We start from the raw sequence: 16,794 nt of genomic DNA, 5'->3' as shown, positions 1-16,794 counted from the left end.
TGTTAATAAAAGTAACGATAATGTCGAGCGTACTAACTTCATTTAACCAGTTCCATTGTATGCAATCATATTATTCATTTATCTTTAATTTTTTAAATAATATGATTGTTTAATTCATTTTATTATTACCTGTTCATCCGATGTTGACTGTTTTATTTCACCCATTAACCACGCTTTTTCACCATGATTATTGAGTAACGTTAAGGCGTCATTAACACAATGTTGGGGTAAGACAATAATTAAACCTACACCGCAGTTAAAAGTCCGGTACATTTCGTGTCGACTGACATGACCTGCTTGTTGTAGCCAATTAAATAGTTGTGGCCATTGCCAACTGTTTTCGTTAATGATTGCTTGCATATTGTCGGGTAGCACTCGTGGAATGTTTTCCCAGAATCCACCGCCTGTAATGTGCGCTATGGCATGTACATTGACATGTTCAATTAAATCAAGAATCGATTTGACGTAGATTTTGGTCGGTGCAAGCAGGTGATCAGCAAGTGGCATACCATTTAATTGTTCAGTTGCCGGATTTACCCCACTGACTTCAATAATTTTTCGAATTAATGAGTAGCCATTAGAGTGCGCCCCACTGGATGCTAACGCAATGATGGCATCACCGTCTTGTACTTGACTGCCGTCAATCATTTTTGATTTTTCAACGACACCCACACAGAATCCAGCTAGATCGTAATCGTTATCCTGATACATGCCTGGCATTTCGGCCGTTTCGCCACCGACTAGTGCACAACCAGCTTGTTTACAACCTTGTGCTATTCCTGTCACTACCGTTGCTGCAATGTCAACATTGAGTTTTCCTGTTGCATAATAATCAAGAAAGAATAGGGGTTCAGCACCTTGAACAATAAGATCATTTACACACATGGCAACTAAATCAATGCCGATAGAGTCATGGCGTTGTAAGTCCATTGCTAACCGTAATTTAGTCCCGACACCATCTGTACCCGACACTAGAATCGGTTCGTGATATTTTTGTGGGATTGCGCATAGTGCGCCAAATCCACCTAATCCGCCCATGACTTCAGGACGTTTGGTTTCTTTGACAACTGATTTAATACGATTAACCAGTGCATTACCGGCGTCGATATCGACACCGGCATCTTTATAGCTAAGAGGCGTTTTATTTGACACGAGAAGCAGTCCTTAAATAAAAAAACTGCTGATTATTTTAGCAAGTATGTAAATGATTAGCGATGAATTATTTGTAAAATAAATAAAAGGTTAAAATAGTTAATGGTTTTCAAACCAACTTTCTAAAATAATAATTGCCGAAGTAGCATCAATATGACCTTTTTCAAGTGCACGGTAACCACGTGACGCAAAAATGTGCGATTTAGCTTCGACCGTCGATAATCGTTCATCCTGTAAATGGACTTGATAACCAAACATGCCATGTAAACGGTTAGCAAATTTTCGTGCTCTGGCTGTCAGTGGTTGTTCGCTACCGTCCATGTTAAGGGGTAACCCAACCACTAAGTAATCAGGTTTCCACTCTTTAAGTACCTTTTCAATAGTTTGCCAATTAGGAATGCCGTCTCGTGCTTTGAACGAACAAAGTGGATTGGCTGTTTTGGTGATGTCTTGCCCAATCGCCGCACCAATACTTGAGGTTCCAAAATCAAATGCAATAATGGTTGCCATTGTTTATGCATTTCCCATTTGATGTGATATGCGATTGATATTAATCCCTAGCGATTCGGCGGCTTTTTGCCAGCGTTCTTCAATGGCAACATTAAAAATAATATTGGGATCGGCTTCTGCCACTAACCAATCGTTGCGGGCAACTTCTGATTCAAGTTGCAGTGATTGCCAACTTGAATAACCTAATGCAAGAAAAAGATCTTTCGGTTGTTCAGGTGTCCCAATCGATTTTAATGCATCAAGTGATGTGGTTATCATCACGTCATCAGATATTTGAATGCTCGATGAAAAGCCCGATTGTGGAGTATGTAAAATAAATCCTTGTTCATCCGCTAAAGGGCCACCACAAAATACAGGGTGTTCTAGTTCAGCACAGTTTTTTGGTGCCATAATTTCAAGACGAGTCAATACGGTGGCAACATTGAGTTCAACAAGAGGTTTGTTAATGATGATACCCATTGCTCCATCTCGATTATGTTCACAAATATATACCACCGATCGGCTAAACAAGGTTTCGGATACGTTTGGCATTGCAATGATAAAATAATTTTTTAGATTCATATGCTCACATTTTAGTTTTATTTAAATTGCACACTTGCCGATTTTTACGTTGTGTTCAACTAAGCAACGCATCAATAATTCGGGTTCATTGGTTTCTTCATTGATGGATTCGGAAACAATTTCAAAATTTTGTGAAAGATAAAAATTAATAGCTGTACTATTTTGTTTGTAGACATGAACAAGTAATTCGTTGTAACGCTGTTTCGCTTTATTAACCAGTGCTTTTCCTGTCCCTTGTCGGCGGAATTCTTCGTCAACAAATAAACCAGAAATATAGTTTTCGGTTAAGCCAATAAATCCTTTTACGCCATTAAGATCTTGCACGTAAATGGTTGACATTGGAATGAGCATTTTAACAAATTCATAATTTTGTTTGAAAAATTCAGGATCAATAAAATTATGGGCTTGTATATTTCCTTCAAGCCATAGTTGCATAATTTTATCGAGATCCGTTTTTTTATATTCTCTAATCATGTTTAGCTCTTTTTATTTAATCGTTTTTCAATGGCATCCATTAACATGCCTGTAATAGATATGTCTGGGTTTGCCGCTTCAATTTCACGTACACATGTCGGGCTGGTGACGTTTATTTCAGTTAATTTATCACCAATAATATCTAAACCAACAAACAATAGTCCTTTTTCTTTTAAGGTTGGTGCTACGCTTTTAGCTATTTGCCAATCACTGTCACTGAGTGGTCTTACTTCGCCATATCCCCCAGCTGCCAGATTTCCACGAGTTTCCCCTTTTTGAGGGATTCTAGCAAGACAATAAGGCACTGGTTGACCGTCAACAACCAAAACACGTTTGTCGCCGTCTTTAATTGCAGGAATAAATGCTTGAGCCATGCAATATCGGGTGTTCATTTCGGTTAGGGTTTCGATAATAACGGATATATTGGGATCATCTTGTTTTATTCTAAAAATTGACGATCCGCCCATGCCGTCAAGTGGTTTTAAGATGATATCTTGTTGTTCTTGATGAAATGCTCGTATTAATTGAGTTTGACGAGTCACGAGGGTTTCTGGCGTAAATTGGGCAAACCATGCTGTAAATAGTTTTTCGTTACAGTCACGTAAGCTTTGTGGTTTATTTACCACAAGTACACCATTTGCTTCTGCTCGTTCTAAAATATAAGTTGAATAGATAAATTCAGTATCAAAAGGGGGATCTTTACGCATTAGTATGACATCAAGATCACTTAATGGTAGTGTTTGTTCTTCATCCATATCAAACCAGTGATTGAGATCGTGATGAACGGTTAACTTTCGTGTTGTTGCATAAGGTTGACCATTACGTAAAAACAGATCGTTCATTTCCATGTAAAAAAGTTGATAACCCCGTTTTTGTGCTTCAAGCAACATTGCAAAACTGGTGTCTTTTTTTATTTTGATATGACTGATTGGATCCATAACAATACCAAGCTTAATCATGGTAACTCCTTTTGTATTGTTCAATAAAATATGAATTGTGACAGATAGTGTTTTTATCACTATGCAAAAGCTTTGGCAACTATCATACTCGTAACAGATTAAGATGCAATGTAAACATGATGAATTATGATTTTTTACAGTTAATTATCCTAAATCACCAAATTGAACTTGTAGTGCTGTTAAGGCTGTAAGCGCTGCAGTTTCGGTGCGTAGTACTCGTGGCCCTAGTAAAATATCGGTAAATTGATACTGATGTGTCATGTTGATTTCGTCATCAGATAATCCCCCTTCAGGCCCGATTAGTAAACTGATATCCGTTTGTCCGGTAGGAAGGTGTTTTACTCCATGTGTTGCTTTAGGGTGTAAGTTTAATCGTAAACCGCTGTTTAAGTTGGCACACCAATTTTCTAGTTTCATGACGGGATGAATCACCGGAATGATATTACGACCACATTGTTCACAAGCTGAAATCACAATTTTTTGCCACTGATTCACTTTTTTGTCTAATCGTTCTGCATCGAGTTTTACTCCACAACGTTCAGAAAGTAGGGGCGTAATACTGGTTACCCCTAATTCGACAGATTTTTGTATGGTGAACTCCATTTTTTCACCGCGTGATATGACTTGTCCAAGATGAATTTTTAAAGGGGATTCACGGTTGTCTAATAGGGTGGTCGCCGTTTTGACGGTTACCGATTTTTTATTGATTTCATGTATTGTTGCTGGTGTGATGTGATTAGTACCATCAAAAAGGATAATATTTTCACCTGTTTTCATTCGTAAAACCCGAATAAGGTGATTAAATGCATTATCATCTAATGTCATGATGCTATTTTCAATAATCGAAACAGGTTGATATATACGGGTCATAAGTGCTATGGTTAATTTCATTACAATTTAAAATAAATTATAGCGTAATTTGTTGAGATTCGGTAATCTTCTGTTTAAAGTAGATAAACTTAATCTGTTTTTAGGGTGAAATATGCGCATAAATAATCATGATCGTGTTCTGATTGAAGGTTTAACTATTTTTACAACCATTGGGGTCTATAGTTGGGAAAAAAACATTAAGCAAAAGCTTATCTTGGATTTAGAGATGGCTTGGAATAATCAACCGGCAGGCAAAAATGACGATGTTTCGCTCTGTTTAGACTATTTTTTGGTTAGTCAGTCTGTTACTCTGTTTGTTGAAAGTCAGCAATTTGAACTAATTGAAACCGTTGCTGAACAGGTTGCTGAGCATGTTATGCAAAAGTTTTCAGTTGGTCATATTAAAATTAAAGTCTCTAAACCCGATGCTATTGCTAATGCTAGTAATGTCGCTGTGTTAATTGAGCGATATGCAAATTAATAAGGGTCGTTTTAATGAGTTATGAACAGAAAAATATCGTTGATCAATCTCACCATAACGGTAAAAAATTTAAAAATCAGGAGCCGTTTAAGCTTACTTTAAGTGATACTTGTCGTTGGTATTTTAATCGGAATGTTTTGCCCCCACAAGCAGGTTATCTTGGTTTTAATCATCAATGGTGTCAATCGATTGATATGACGTTAGACGATGATAGAATTTGGTGGATAGGGCATTCAACTACGTTGATTCGTCTTAACGGTAAAATGATTTTAACCGATCCTGTTTTTTCTGATCGTGCTTCACCTTTTCAGTTTTTAGGCCCTAGACGCCGTACACCACCCGCACTAAGTATTGAAGAACTTCCTAACATTGATTTTATTGTGATTTCACATAATCATTATGATCATCTTGATTATCATAGCATTCGACAATTAGTGAGTCGTTTTGCAAATGTTGTTATTTTAGTGCCATTAGGTTTAAAAACTAAACTTCATAAGTGGGGGGCTAAGACGGTTATTGAGCTGGATTGGTGGGGATCGGCGGATATCGATAATCTTACTTTTACTGCAACACCTGCCAAACATTGGAGTAAACGTGGTTTATTTGATGTGAATAAGGTATTGTGGTGTGGTTGGGTGATTCAATCAAATGTGGCTAATGCTAATCAAACAAAAACACTCTATTTTATGGGCGATACCGCTTATTCATCAGTTTTAAAGCATATTGGTGAATATTTTACACATATTGATTTGGCACTTATTCCAATTGGTGCTTATGCGCCTCGTTGGTTTATGCAGTCACAACATATCGATCCTGAGCAAGCAGTACAACTTTATGATGAGTTACATTGCCATGCTGCAATGGCAATACATTGGGGAGCGTTTGAGTTAGCCGATGAACCTTTAGATGAACCGCCAACTTTGTTATCTCAATACCGTGAAGCTCGAGCCTTTCATTTGTTAAAAATAGGTGGTAGTCTATCTATTCATCAAACAGATTCTAAAATAGAATAACAGTTATTAATCTATATAGCTTAAGTAATCATTTCTACATTAACATCGGAGAAAACCATGAAAACAGTACTGATTACATTGTCTTGTGTGATACTGAGTTTAAGCTTAATTGCTTGTGGTGGTAAGAATGATCACGGTAAACAATATCGTTGGTCAAAAGCGCACGGTGTGTTAGAAGGTTGTGATGGTGTGATGAGCAATTCACAACAATGCCAAAAAAATTCAAATAACCAGCAATATATGATTCAAATAGACAGGAATTAAAGATGAGTGCTTGGCTTATTTATGCCTTGTTGTCTGCCATTTCTGCGGCTTTCGTGGCAATTTTAGGCAAAATTGGTTTACAGCATCTTGATGCAAATACGGCAACCGCAATTCGAGCTATTGTTATGGCGATATTTTTGGTTGGCGTGGTGGCAGTTCAGGGTAAATTAAACTTAATTAATACGTTTTTTAATGATAAAAAAGCATTACTGATTATTGCATTAAGTGGTATTGCCGGTGCGTTGTCATGGCTGTTTTATTTTATGGCAGTCAAAGACGGTAAAGTGTCGCAAGTTGCCCCTATTGATAAGCTGAGCGTGGTGTTTGCAGTGGTATTTGCCGCGGTTTTATTTGGTGAAAAAATTTCATTTTTGTCAGGCGTAGGGGTTGTGATGATTGCCGCTGGAGCCATTTTAGTGGCACTATTTTAATAAGTCATTAAACAGCGTAACGGTGACATATTCTCCTTTACTGACGTTTCCGCGTTCTTGTTCTAATATTATAAAACAGTTAGCTTTATTGAACGATTGGGTAATATGTGAACCTTGTTGACCCGTTGATTTAACTTCTAACTCGCCTTGGTCATTTGGTTCCACTCTACCACGTTGAAAATCTATGCGCCCAACACTTTTTTTAAGATCGGTTACTGTTTTAACTTGAAAAGTTAAATCCGCTGATAGCGTTTGTTGTCCTGCAAGCGCTGAAATTAAAGGTTGAACGAGTTGATAAAATGTCACTACTGTTGAAACAGGATTACCGGGTAAACCACAAAATAGCGCTTTGCCAATTTGTCCAAAGGCAAATGGTTTACCGGGTTTCATCGCTATCTTCCAAAAATTAATTTGTCCTAACTCTTTTAAAGCCGTTTTGGTGTAGTCAGCATCGCCTACCGATACCCCACCACTGGTAATGATTAAATCAGCTTGGGTTGAGGCTGTCATTAAAGCTTGTTTAATTTGGTTGGGATCATCAGGGATAATACCAAGGTCGATCACTTGGCAATTCAGTTTTGTTAATAGCTGTTTTAATGTGAAACCATTACTGTCATAAATAGCACCATTGTCGGTTAACGGTTGACCAATTGGCGTTAGTTCGTTGCCGGTTGAAAAGATAGCAACGTTTAATGTTTTATACACGCAAACTTGATGAATGCCAAGCGTTGCTAATGTCGATAAAGTAGGAATTGATAAGCGTTGACCTTTAGCAACAGTGACTGCATCTTTTTTGATATCTTCACCGATTCGGCGAATATTATCCCCAGCTTTAATATCTTTAAGAAAAGTAATGTGTTGACCTTTTACTTGTGTATGTTCTTGCATAACAACCGCATCAGCATCATTAGGAACAGGCGCACCTGTCATAATTCGTAAACAACTGCCAATTGCCCAGTTAAGATCACCGATATCATCACCTGCATAAACAGTCTTATAAACCGGTAAGGTTCTCGATGTTTCAATATCAGCTAATCTGACAGCATAACCATCCATTGCCGAATTATCAAAACGAGGGACGTTAATAGGGGATATAATGGGTACAGCGGTAATTCGGTCGAGTGCATCATTTAATGATACTGTTTCGTGTTCAAGTGATTTTACGGTGGTGCAAGCTTGCAATATTTTTTGTTTTGCTTGGTCGAAAGTCAGTAACATAGTTTTTCCTTACCTAGTTGATGCATCCATTTTATCGATAGTGTTAATGTTTATTAACATGGTGATTTGCGTTTCAATGGATCGACTCGATGTGTTTTGATTATTGTTTAATGATTTAGGCTTTGGTTATCGTGTTTTTTATCGTTAAACGTTAACGCCACCTTGTGGTGACGTTAATGTATTTCATCATACGTGAATATTAGACATTAAATAAAAAGTTCATAATGTCGCCGTCTTGTACGATGTAGTCTTTACCTTCAGAACGCATTTTACCTGCTTCTTTTGCCCCTTGTTCACCCCCGTATTTGATAAAGTCATCAAATGCGATAGTCTGCGCTCGGATAAAGCCTTTTTCAAAATCAGTGTGGATTTTTCCAGCCGCTTGCGGTGCGGTATCACCAACGGAGATTGTCCATGCTCGTACTTCTTTCACGCCTGCGGTAAAATAGGTTTGTAAATTAAGCAATTTATAACCTGCACGTATGACACGATTTAATCCCGGTTCAGTTAATCCTAGGTCTTGCATAAATTCATCTCGGTCGGCATCATCAAGTTCAGAAAGTTCCGCTTCAATGGCAGCACAGACAGGAACAACAACCGCTTTTTCTGCTTCTGCAATGGCTTTAACTTTATCTAAATAAGGGTTATTTTCAAAACCGTCTTCGTTGACATTAGCAATATACATAGTTGGTTTTAAGGTTAAGAAGCTAAGATACTTTATTGCGTTTAGCTCTTCTTTGCTTAAATCCAATAGTAATAATTTTTTACCTTGTTCTAAGTGGGGTAGACATTTTTCTAGAATTTCAAGTTCAAACTTTGCATCCTTGTCACCGCCTTTTGCTCGTTTTTGTATTCGAGTCATAGCACGTTCACAAGCTTCAAGGTCAGCTAACGCTAGCTCGGTGTTAATAATTTCAATATCTTCGGCAGGGTCAATTTTACCTGCTACGTGAATGATGTTTTCATTTTCAAAGCATCGTACGACATGACCAATTGCTTCGGTTTCACGGATATTGGCTAAAAACTGGTTTCCAAGCCCTTCACCTTTTGATGCACCTTTCACTAATCCAGCAATATCCACAAATTCCATTGTGGTTGGTAAAGTGCGTTGTGGTTTGACAATTTCAGCAAGCTGATCGAGACGAGGATCGGGCATTGGCACTACACCAGTGTTTGGCTCGATTGTACAAAACGGAAAGTTAGCCGCCTCAATGCCTGCTTTAGTTAGTGCGTTAAAAAGTGTTGACTTACCAACATTTGGTAGTCCGACGATCCCACATTTGAATCCCATACTGTTTGTTACCTTTTATCATTAAATTACTTAAAAATAGTGGCTAATTATATACTAATTCGCACTATTTGTGCCAATGTTCTTATCGATGTTTTACTGTCTAATTTTATTCGAGGTTAACGCTTTCTTACTATTTAGCTAGTAAGTTTGTTTTAGCTCAATAGCTATTAATTGTTAGTTGATTGATGCTTTCATTATTCCAAACTCAATCCAATTTGATAAAGTTGGTTCTTTTTAAGTCCGTATATTTCGGCGGTGATTGCAGCCGCTTTTTTTAATGGAAGTTCTTTGGTTAATAACTTTAATGTGTGAATGACATTGGGATCGATATCCGTGTCAGTTTTAGTATGACCTTCAACAATTAAAACAAACTCCCCTTTTTGACGGGCAATATCTTCATTTAGCCAATTAATTAATTGAGTCACCGGATAGCTAACAATCGTTTCCCATGTTTTTGTTAGCTCTTTGGCTAATACGATTTGTTTGTCTGCGCCAAATACAGTTTGCATATCATGTAAGGTATCAAGTAAACGATGTGTTGATTCATAAAATATCATCGTTCGTGTTTCATTCACCAGTGTCATTAAGTAGTCCACACGAGCTTTACTTTTAGCGGGTAAAAAACCTTCATAGCTGAATTTATCTGACGGTAGTCCTGCAACCGATAAGGCTGCAATCGCTGCGCAAGCGCCAGGAATAGGAACAACGTTAATCTCATTTTCACGGCAAGCTTTCACTAAATGATAGCCTGGATCATTTATTAAGGGGGTTCCAGCATCAGATATTAATGCTATCGATACGCCAGACTTGAGCTTTTCGATTAATAGCTGAGATTTTTCTTGCTCGTTATGATCGTGCAGTGCAAAAAGTTTGGCTTTGATTCCCAAATGTTGCAACAGTAATCCACTGTGGCGAGTGTCTTCGGCAGCAACTATATCAACCTTTTTAAGGATCTCAATTGCGCGAAGCGTGATATCATTTAAGTTTCCAATTGGGGTGGCTACAATATATAAAGTCATTAGATTTGGTCACATTTTAATTTTGAAAAAAATACCACAAATATACTATACGAAAACCTATTTTATTGTATATACTCATTGCGTTCAAAACAATTTCAGTTTTTATCATTTTATACCCATTGTAAAATTGCATTTTGAATATTTAATCTTAGTTGATAAGCAAGTTTGCTTGTTGATTCACTAATGGTATAGTGGTGTTAAATTTCTTGTCAGAAAGGGCTTTCATTTTTATACAGCTTATTGGATTTATGGCGTGAGTTTGTCTTTAATTAAGTACTCATCATCATTCTTCGACCATGATCAAATTAGCATGAATATTTTAAAGATAATAGCTTTTTACGGTAAAAACGTTAAAATGTATAATCATGGGCAATTTCTACCAAAATAAGATTAACGAATGAAAGGTATTAAAGTGAAAAAAATTCTCACATTAAGTAGTTTAAGTTTGCTGATTGCTGCGTGTACTCAAACAAACCCTGCTACAATTGTAGATATTTCAGATTCTTCCGGGAGTTCAAATCCGTCTGTTTATAGCAGACCACCGACAAATATTTCGACGGGTAACCGAATATCGAACTCTACTTATCCTAAATCGTCATCAAGCTCTAGTTCAACTGTGCAATCTTCCAGCTCGTCTGGTCAAAGCGTTGCAACAACGAATGAACGTATTGTGTATAATCGTAATTATGATGATATTCCTAAAGGTGGCTATAAGGGGGATACTTATACTGTCAAACGTGGAGATACCTTATTTTATATTGCTTGGGTAACGGGTAATGATTATCGATCATTAGCCGCAAAAAATAATATTAAAGAACCTTTTGCCGTTAATGTAGGTCAAGTTTTGGATGTCAGTTTTGGAACAACGGTTGTTGAAACTAAAAATAACGTTACCCAAAAAGTTGTGACGATCAAAGATAATTCAAATGGTACTTCATCAAGCCGTTCATCTGATCAAGGCAGTACTATTCAATCTGTTCAAAGTAATACTATTACATCTGTTCCAAGTAGTTCTAATTCATCGGATCAAAGTCGTTCCAATTTAGGAGGCGCAACAGCCACGGTTGCTAATATTTCTTGGCAATGGCCAGCTAATGGTAAGATTATTGAAAAGTTTTCTAACGCAAGTAAAGGGATTGATATTTCTGGATCGTTAGGTGATAAAGTTGTCGCTGCGGCTGATGGTCGAGTGGTTTATTCTGGTAATGCGTTACCGGGATACGGTAATTTAATTATTGTTAAACATAATGATGATTATTTGACAGCTTATGCGCATAATCAATCAATCTTAGTTAAGGAACAACAAACAGTTCGAGCCGGTGAGCAAATTGCAACAATGGGAGCAACAGGAACTTCATCAGTTAGACTACATTTTGAGATTCGTTATAAAGCGCAATCCGTTGATCCTGCAAAATATTTACCAAAATAATGTGTATAGTTTAAAAACGTTTATTGAAATACAACAGGAATACATGATTAAAATCATGTATTCCTGTTGATAACAAGATACATCAAATTTATTTTACGTAACAAAGGAGTTATATTCATGGCAGTAAAAAAATTAGTTCTTATTCGACATGGAGAAAGTGTTTGGAATCAAGAAAACCGTTTTTGTGGTTGGACTGATGTTGATTTATCTGATAAAGGTAATAAAGAAGCAGCAGAAGCAGGTCAATTACTTAAAAAAGAAGGTTTCGAATTTGATTATGCGTATACCTCAGTGTTAAAACGTGCTATTCACACATTATGGCATGTTTTAGATGAAGTGGATCAAGCATGGTTACCTGTTGAAAAAAGTTGGAAATTAAATGAGCGTCACTATGGTGCACTTCAAGGTTTAAATAAAGCGGAAACTGCTGCAAAATATGGTGATGAGCAAGTAAAATTGTGGCGTCGTGGTTTTGCTATTACCCCACCTGCATTAGAAAAATCAGATGAGCGTTTTCCGGGACATGATTCACGTTACAGCAAATTGCCTGAATCAGAATTACCATTAACAGAAAGCTTAGCATTAACAATCAAACGTGTTCTGCCTTACTGGGAATCAACGATTGCACCACGTGTAGCAAGAGGCGAGCGTGTTATTATTGCTGCTCATGGTAACTCTTTACGTGCTTTAGTTAAACATTTAGATAATATCAGTGATGATGATATTATTGATCTTAACATTCCAACGGGTGTGCCTTTAGTATATGAATTTGATGACAATATGAAAGTGATCAAACATTACTATTTAGGTAATGCTGATGAAATTGCCGCCAAACAAGCAGCTGTTGCAAATCAAGGCAAAGCAAAATAGTTTTTATTTCATTATAATGATAAAAGGTAGGTTTGATAACTTACCTTTTTTATTTTCTAAATTATTCTGTTTCTTTATTAATTTATTTTGAGGCCTTATTTTGTCGAAAATTTATTATATTTATGCCGTCATGAATGCGGGTAAATCAACTGAATTATTACAAATCGACCATAATTATTTAAGTAATAATATGCAAACATTGCTACTTAAATCGTCTGTCGATACGCGTGATTCTGCTGTAGAAATTGTATCACGTTTAGGATTACGCAAAAAAGCGCTACAACTTGATGATAATAGTGTTGATGAGATAATTGAATTAATTAAACAAAATGATTATGCCTGTATACTGATCGACGAAAGTCAGTTTTTATCCCGAAATACAATCTGGAAATTATCTGATGTTTGTGATGAGTATGGAGTACCAATGATGTTTTTTGGATTAAAAACAGATTATATGGGACATCTTTTTGAAGGCTCAAAAACCTTACTTGAAATCGCAGATAATTTTAGAGAGCTTAAAACCGTTTGTTGGTGTGGAAAAAAAGCAACGATGAATTTGCTAGAAGGTAAAGATGGTAAGATTGTTAAGTTTGGTAACTCTATACATTTAGGTGATAGCGAGTTTCATTCTGTTTGCCGTAAACATTGGAAAGCAGGACAGGTTAGACCCAATCGTTAATTGTGGTTAAATAAAATCATTTCATTATAACTCATAAGATTATTGATATTTTTTCTGTTTAAAAAGTGTGAATAATCTCTCATTTTTGATATTTTCTTTTTGTTGATTTATCTCGTTTTATGCCATATTGACTGAAGCGATTCAGTTTAGTTGTTTTAATAAATTATGAGGAATTAACATGAAAGTTAAAATCATTTCACTTGCAGTATTAGCATGTTTTACAACCATGACGGCTAATGCTAAAGAATTTGTGCTAATTGATACCGAGAAAGATGTAGCAAAAGGAAATTGGTCTATCTCCAATAAAGATTTAGGGATAAACGCCGAAAAATTTTTTATTGCAAATACTGTCCTTAAAGGTGGAAAACAAGAAGGAAGCGAGTTATTAACAATCAACAGTAATGATTTTACCATAAAATTAAGTCCGACTCGTGGACTGGGAATTATTTCAGTTGTTGGTGACGGTATTCGAATGGGGTGGGATTCACCAGTTGACGAAATTGTTCACCCCAAATTTATAAATCTTGAAAGCCGTGCAGGGCTGGGTTGGTTGGATGGTTTTAACGAAATGATGGTGCGTTGTGGTTTTGAATGGACAGGTCATGCAGTGCAAGCAGACGGAATGATGTATACATTGCATGGGCGAGCTCAAAACACGCCGGTTTCAAAATTAGTCGTCGAAGTTTTAGATAAAGCACCTTACACAATCACAGTTAAAGGTTTAATAAAAGAAAACACATTCAAAAAGAGCAATCTTGAAACGTGGGCATCAATAAGTTACGTACCAGGTAGTAAAGAGTTTACGGTACATGATGTTGTGACCAATAAAGGTGATTACACGAAAGATTTCCAAATCATTTATCATAGCAATTACGGTACGCCAATTTTGGAAGAGGGTGCTCAATTTGTTGCACCAGTCCGAGAAATCTCGCCATTTAACGATTATGCTAAAGATGGGTTAAAAACATGGCAAACTTATCTAGGGCCAACCAAAGGTTTTGACGAAATGGTATTTAACGTTTATCCGTATGCCGATGCTAATGGTAAAACGCAAGTTATGTTAACGAATAAAGCAGGGGATAAAGGCACGGGTATTGCTTTTAATACCAAAGAACTTCCTGTTCTTTCTTTGTGGAAAAATACCGATACACTTAAGCAAGGTTATGTTACTGGTTTAGAACCGGGAACCAGTTTTGCCTATCCTGTGACTATTGAACGTGAACAAAAACGGGTACGCCAGTTAGAGCCGGGACAAAGTACCGAATTTACCTTAACTTATAGTCTGTTATCCGGTAAAGATGCTGTCGCCAAATATGCTCAACAAATCCAAGCAATTCAAGGTAATCAAGAAACCAAAGTGGTTGAACAGCCAATGGCTAAGGAATAACTGAAAGTATACTACGCCTAAACCTATTAAATTAGGCGTAGTTAGCGCATTTTATCTTAATTCATCACATTTCATCTATAATGTTGTATTTATGTCGCTAATATCCAAATCCTTAAACTTAATGTATTATCGTTTTATTAAAACGATTAATTTTATTAAATATATTTATTCTTTTTTGTTCTCAATTTTTATATAAGCTTTCCCTTACTTGAAAGCTAAATTCGATATAGGTATGATGTGTTGTGATGAATTAATCATAATCAATCTTTTTAACTTGATAGCTTTTTTGTTCAATAAGCTACCAATGATAAGTGATAAGATTTACTCATGCATAACATCTCAGTTTATCGAATGAAAAAATTGGAATCATCTTATTTTGAACATATCAATGTCAACCGATGTTGTTTGTATTCAAAATACTATAGGAATTAACATGACAGCAAAGCGTATCATTATAGGAATCAGTGGCGCAACCGGGTTTGCTTATGGCATAAAAGCGTTAACGCTTTTAAAACCATTGGATATTGAAACTCATTTGGTAATCTCTAAAGCTGCCCACATGACCTGTTCTTACGAAGCTCCCAATATGAGCATCAAACAGATAGAGGCGCTTGCCGACAAGGTTTATTCTATTAATAATATCGGGGCAGCTATAGCAAGTGGTTCTTATAAAACAATGGGCATGTTAGTTGCACCGTGCTCAATGCGTAGTTTGTCTGCAATTGCTAACAGTTTATCGGATAATTTGCTAACTCGGGCTGCCGATGTAGTTTTAAAAGAACGTCGCCGTTTAGTTTTAATGGTACGTGAAGCACCTTTACATTTAGGACATATTAAAAATATGGAGGCTGTCACTTTAATGGGTGGGGTGATATTTCCACCTGTGCCGGCACTGTATCAACGTATTGATAGTATTGATGATATGATAACCCATAGTGTAGCCAGAGCGTTAGACCTGTTTGATATCGATATTCCTGCATTACCTCGTTGGGGTGAAGATATGCATTTAAACAATACACCATCTTAATCGAGTTTAACTTTCATTGAATATGCAGCCCAATAAAAAAATCCTTGAATTTATTAATAAACACCATGTGTTATCACTCAGTATGATTCTGCCTGATCATCAACTTTGGGCGTGTAATGCTTTTTATGTTTTTAATGAAGATTCCATGTGTCTTTATATCCTTTCTGACGTGAAAACAATTCATGGTAATGCGATGTTAACCCATTCACACGTGGCAGGTACAATAAGCATAGCACCAAAGACCGTTGCAAAAATCCAAGGTATTCAATTTCAAGCCATCGCATCGCGATTAGAGGGTCACGATGCCACCCAAGCTTACTCACACTATTATCGAAAATTCCCTTTTGCCAGAATGATTAAAGCGCCAATTTGGTCACTTAAATTACAACGAATTAAAATGACCAATAATTTAATGGGATTTGCACATAAAACCCATTGGGATAAGGCAGAGGAATAAATAATGAGTGAGTTTTTTAGTAAAATCTGCTTAGTCCAATAGAGCTAATTAACATAACGATCTGTTATGCAATGATCCAAAATAGCGTCGGTACATAAGCGAATGGCAAGTATAAATATTGCACAAATTTCTTTACTAATATTGCTTAATAAATTGATAATATTATAAATTTTGTCAAACTCTATCAAAATATCAATCGCTCAAAAAAGCAGCAAAAAAGTTGGTAGAATTTTACACCCTCCTATTTTAATTAATAAACAATAGGTTATAATTAGAGTGTTCCCTGTATACACAGGGATAAACCGAACCACTAACGACACCCGATAAAACATCGGATGTGTTCCCTGTATACACAGGGATAAACCGGCGGACGTCCTAAGCTTATGACACCAAAAAAAGTGTTCCCTGTATACACAGGGATAAACCGCTTGGTTTGAGTGTTGCCGCTGCCGGTATGTGGTGTTCCCTGTATACACAGGGATAAACCGGAGGTCACAAAATGCCAAGTAAACATATAGACGTGTTCCCTGTATACACAGGGATAAACCGGGCATATTAATAAAACAATATTACATCGCTAACGTGTTCCCTGTATACACAGGGATAAACCGCATTGAAATGCTTCTAACCGCAACCCATAAATGTGTTCCCTGTATACACAGGGATAAACCGTGGCTAAAAGAAAATCTAAGCGAGGCTCAG

General features: G+C 36.7%; 19 protein-coding genes and 1 CRISPR repeat array. Of the genes, 10 read left to right on the top strand and 9 right to left on the bottom strand.

The annotated features are described in order from the left end of the window. Positions 1-114 precede the first annotated feature (114 nt). The 6 genes from purM to rsmE form a co-directional block, all read right to left on the bottom strand. Entirely contained in the window at positions 115-1,152 is a 1,038-nt protein-coding gene (gene purM / locus J3U35_RS07185; RefSeq protein WP_267360481.1) for a phosphoribosylformylglycinamidine cyclo-ligase, read from the bottom strand. Between the two features lie 99 nt (positions 1,153-1,251). After that, positions 1,252-1,662, bottom strand: a complete 411-nt coding sequence (ruvX, locus tag J3U35_RS07180) for a Holliday junction resolvase RuvX (RefSeq protein WP_267352571.1) — start codon at positions 1,660-1,662, stop codon at positions 1,252-1,254. Positions 1,663-1,665: 3 nt separating this feature from the next. Continuing rightward, positions 1,666-2,223, bottom strand: a complete 558-nt coding sequence (locus J3U35_RS07175) for a YqgE/AlgH family protein (protein ID WP_267360479.1) — start codon at positions 2,221-2,223, stop codon at positions 1,666-1,668. 21 nt (positions 2,224-2,244) lie between these two features. Continuing rightward, positions 2,245-2,697, bottom strand: coding sequence for a GNAT family N-acetyltransferase (locus tag J3U35_RS07170; RefSeq protein WP_267352573.1), 453 nt, complete (start codon positions 2,695-2,697; stop codon positions 2,245-2,247). Positions 2,698-2,699: 2 nt separating this feature from the next. Then, positions 2,700-3,656: a glutathione synthase gene (gene gshB / locus J3U35_RS07165; RefSeq protein ID WP_267360477.1), complete on the bottom strand. Its 957-nt coding sequence runs from the start codon at positions 3,654-3,656 to the stop codon at positions 2,700-2,702. A 144-nt stretch (positions 3,657-3,800) separates the two neighbouring features. Beyond that, positions 3,801-4,526, bottom strand: coding sequence for a 16S rRNA (uracil(1498)-N(3))-methyltransferase (gene rsmE / locus J3U35_RS07160; RefSeq protein WP_267360475.1), 726 nt, complete (start codon positions 4,524-4,526; stop codon positions 3,801-3,803). A gap of 112 nt (positions 4,527-4,638) precedes the next feature. Here rsmE and folB point away from each other — a divergent pair, with 112 nt between their 5' ends. Genes folB through J3U35_RS07140 form a run of 4 tightly spaced genes read left to right on the top strand, consistent with a single transcriptional unit; the run spans position 4,639 to position 6,715 of the window. Then, positions 4,639-5,007, top strand: a complete 369-nt coding sequence (gene folB / locus J3U35_RS07155; RefSeq protein WP_267352576.1) for a dihydroneopterin aldolase — start codon at positions 4,639-4,641, stop codon at positions 5,005-5,007. A gap of 14 nt (positions 5,008-5,021) precedes the next feature. Further along, the gene (locus J3U35_RS07150; RefSeq protein ID WP_267360473.1) at positions 5,022-6,020 is read left to right on the top strand and encodes an MBL fold metallo-hydrolase; all 999 of its coding nucleotides are present in this window, start codon (positions 5,022-5,024) and stop codon (positions 6,018-6,020) included. A gap of 57 nt (positions 6,021-6,077) precedes the next feature. Then, positions 6,078-6,284 (top strand): hypothetical protein, encoded by a 207-nt coding sequence (locus J3U35_RS07145; RefSeq protein ID WP_267352578.1) that lies wholly within the window; start codon positions 6,078-6,080, stop codon positions 6,282-6,284. 2 nt (positions 6,285-6,286) lie between these two features. Then, positions 6,287-6,715 carry an EamA family transporter gene (locus tag J3U35_RS07140; protein WP_267360471.1) on the top strand — a complete coding sequence of 143 codons (429 nt, stop codon included), beginning with the start codon at positions 6,287-6,289 and terminating at the stop codon, positions 6,713-6,715. Here the strand turns inward: J3U35_RS07140 and moeA are convergent. From moeA to rsmI, 3 genes are all read right to left on the bottom strand, one after another. Then, positions 6,707-7,933 (bottom strand): molybdopterin molybdotransferase MoeA, encoded by a 1,227-nt coding sequence (gene moeA / locus J3U35_RS07135; protein WP_267360469.1) that lies wholly within the window; start codon positions 7,931-7,933, stop codon positions 6,707-6,709. The two genes, J3U35_RS07140 and moeA, sit on opposite strands and share 9 nt — an antisense overlap. Before the next feature lie 199 nt (positions 7,934-8,132). After that, a complete protein-coding gene (ychF, locus tag J3U35_RS07130; protein WP_267360468.1) occupies positions 8,133-9,224 on the bottom strand; it encodes a redox-regulated ATPase YchF in 1,092 nt (363 codons plus the stop codon). Positions 9,225-9,418: 194 nt separating this feature from the next. Then, the gene (gene rsmI, locus J3U35_RS07125) at positions 9,419-10,243 is read right to left on the bottom strand and encodes a 16S rRNA (cytidine(1402)-2'-O)-methyltransferase (protein WP_267360466.1); all 825 of its coding nucleotides are present in this window, start codon (positions 10,241-10,243) and stop codon (positions 9,419-9,421) included. 397 nt (positions 10,244-10,640) lie between these two features. Here rsmI and nlpD point away from each other — a divergent pair, with 397 nt between their 5' ends. The 6 genes from nlpD (at position 10,641) to J3U35_RS07095 (ending at position 16,092) form a co-directional block, all read left to right on the top strand. Continuing rightward, positions 10,641-11,672, top strand: a complete 1,032-nt coding sequence (nlpD, locus tag J3U35_RS07120) for a murein hydrolase activator NlpD (RefSeq protein WP_411590246.1) — start codon at positions 10,641-10,643, stop codon at positions 11,670-11,672. A gap of 117 nt (positions 11,673-11,789) precedes the next feature. Then, the gene (gene gpmA, locus J3U35_RS07115) at positions 11,790-12,542 is read left to right on the top strand and encodes a 2,3-diphosphoglycerate-dependent phosphoglycerate mutase (protein WP_065559417.1); all 753 of its coding nucleotides are present in this window, start codon (positions 11,790-11,792) and stop codon (positions 12,540-12,542) included. A gap of 100 nt (positions 12,543-12,642) precedes the next feature. Beyond that, complete coding sequence (locus tag J3U35_RS07110; RefSeq protein ID WP_065559418.1) at positions 12,643-13,221, top strand: thymidine kinase; 579 nt, start codon at positions 12,643-12,645, stop codon at positions 13,219-13,221. 178 nt (positions 13,222-13,399) lie between these two features. Continuing rightward, positions 13,400-14,608, top strand: a complete 1,209-nt coding sequence (locus J3U35_RS07105; protein ID WP_267352583.1) for an aldose 1-epimerase family protein — start codon at positions 13,400-13,402, stop codon at positions 14,606-14,608. A 433-nt stretch (positions 14,609-15,041) separates the two neighbouring features. After that, entirely contained in the window at positions 15,042-15,635 is a 594-nt protein-coding gene (locus J3U35_RS07100; protein ID WP_267360462.1) for a UbiX family flavin prenyltransferase, read from the top strand. A gap of 22 nt (positions 15,636-15,657) precedes the next feature. Then, positions 15,658-16,092 carry a hypothetical protein gene (locus J3U35_RS07095; protein WP_267360460.1) on the top strand — a complete coding sequence of 145 codons (435 nt, stop codon included), beginning with the start codon at positions 15,658-15,660 and terminating at the stop codon, positions 16,090-16,092. Between the two features lie 276 nt (positions 16,093-16,368). Beyond that, positions 16,369-16,764: direct repeats of the CRISPR family, unit length 29 nt; unit sequence GTGTTCCCTGTATACACAGGGATAAACCG. Between the last annotated feature and the right edge of the window lie 30 nt (positions 16,765-16,794).

Origin of the sequence: Gilliamella sp. B2717 (assembly GCF_026536675.1) — a bacterium.
GTDB classification, from domain to species: domain Bacteria; phylum Pseudomonadota; class Gammaproteobacteria; order Enterobacterales; family Orbaceae; genus Gilliamella; species Gilliamella apicola_I.
Note: the sequence above shows the minus strand (reverse complement) of the source record. Positions and strands in the feature narration are given on the sequence as shown.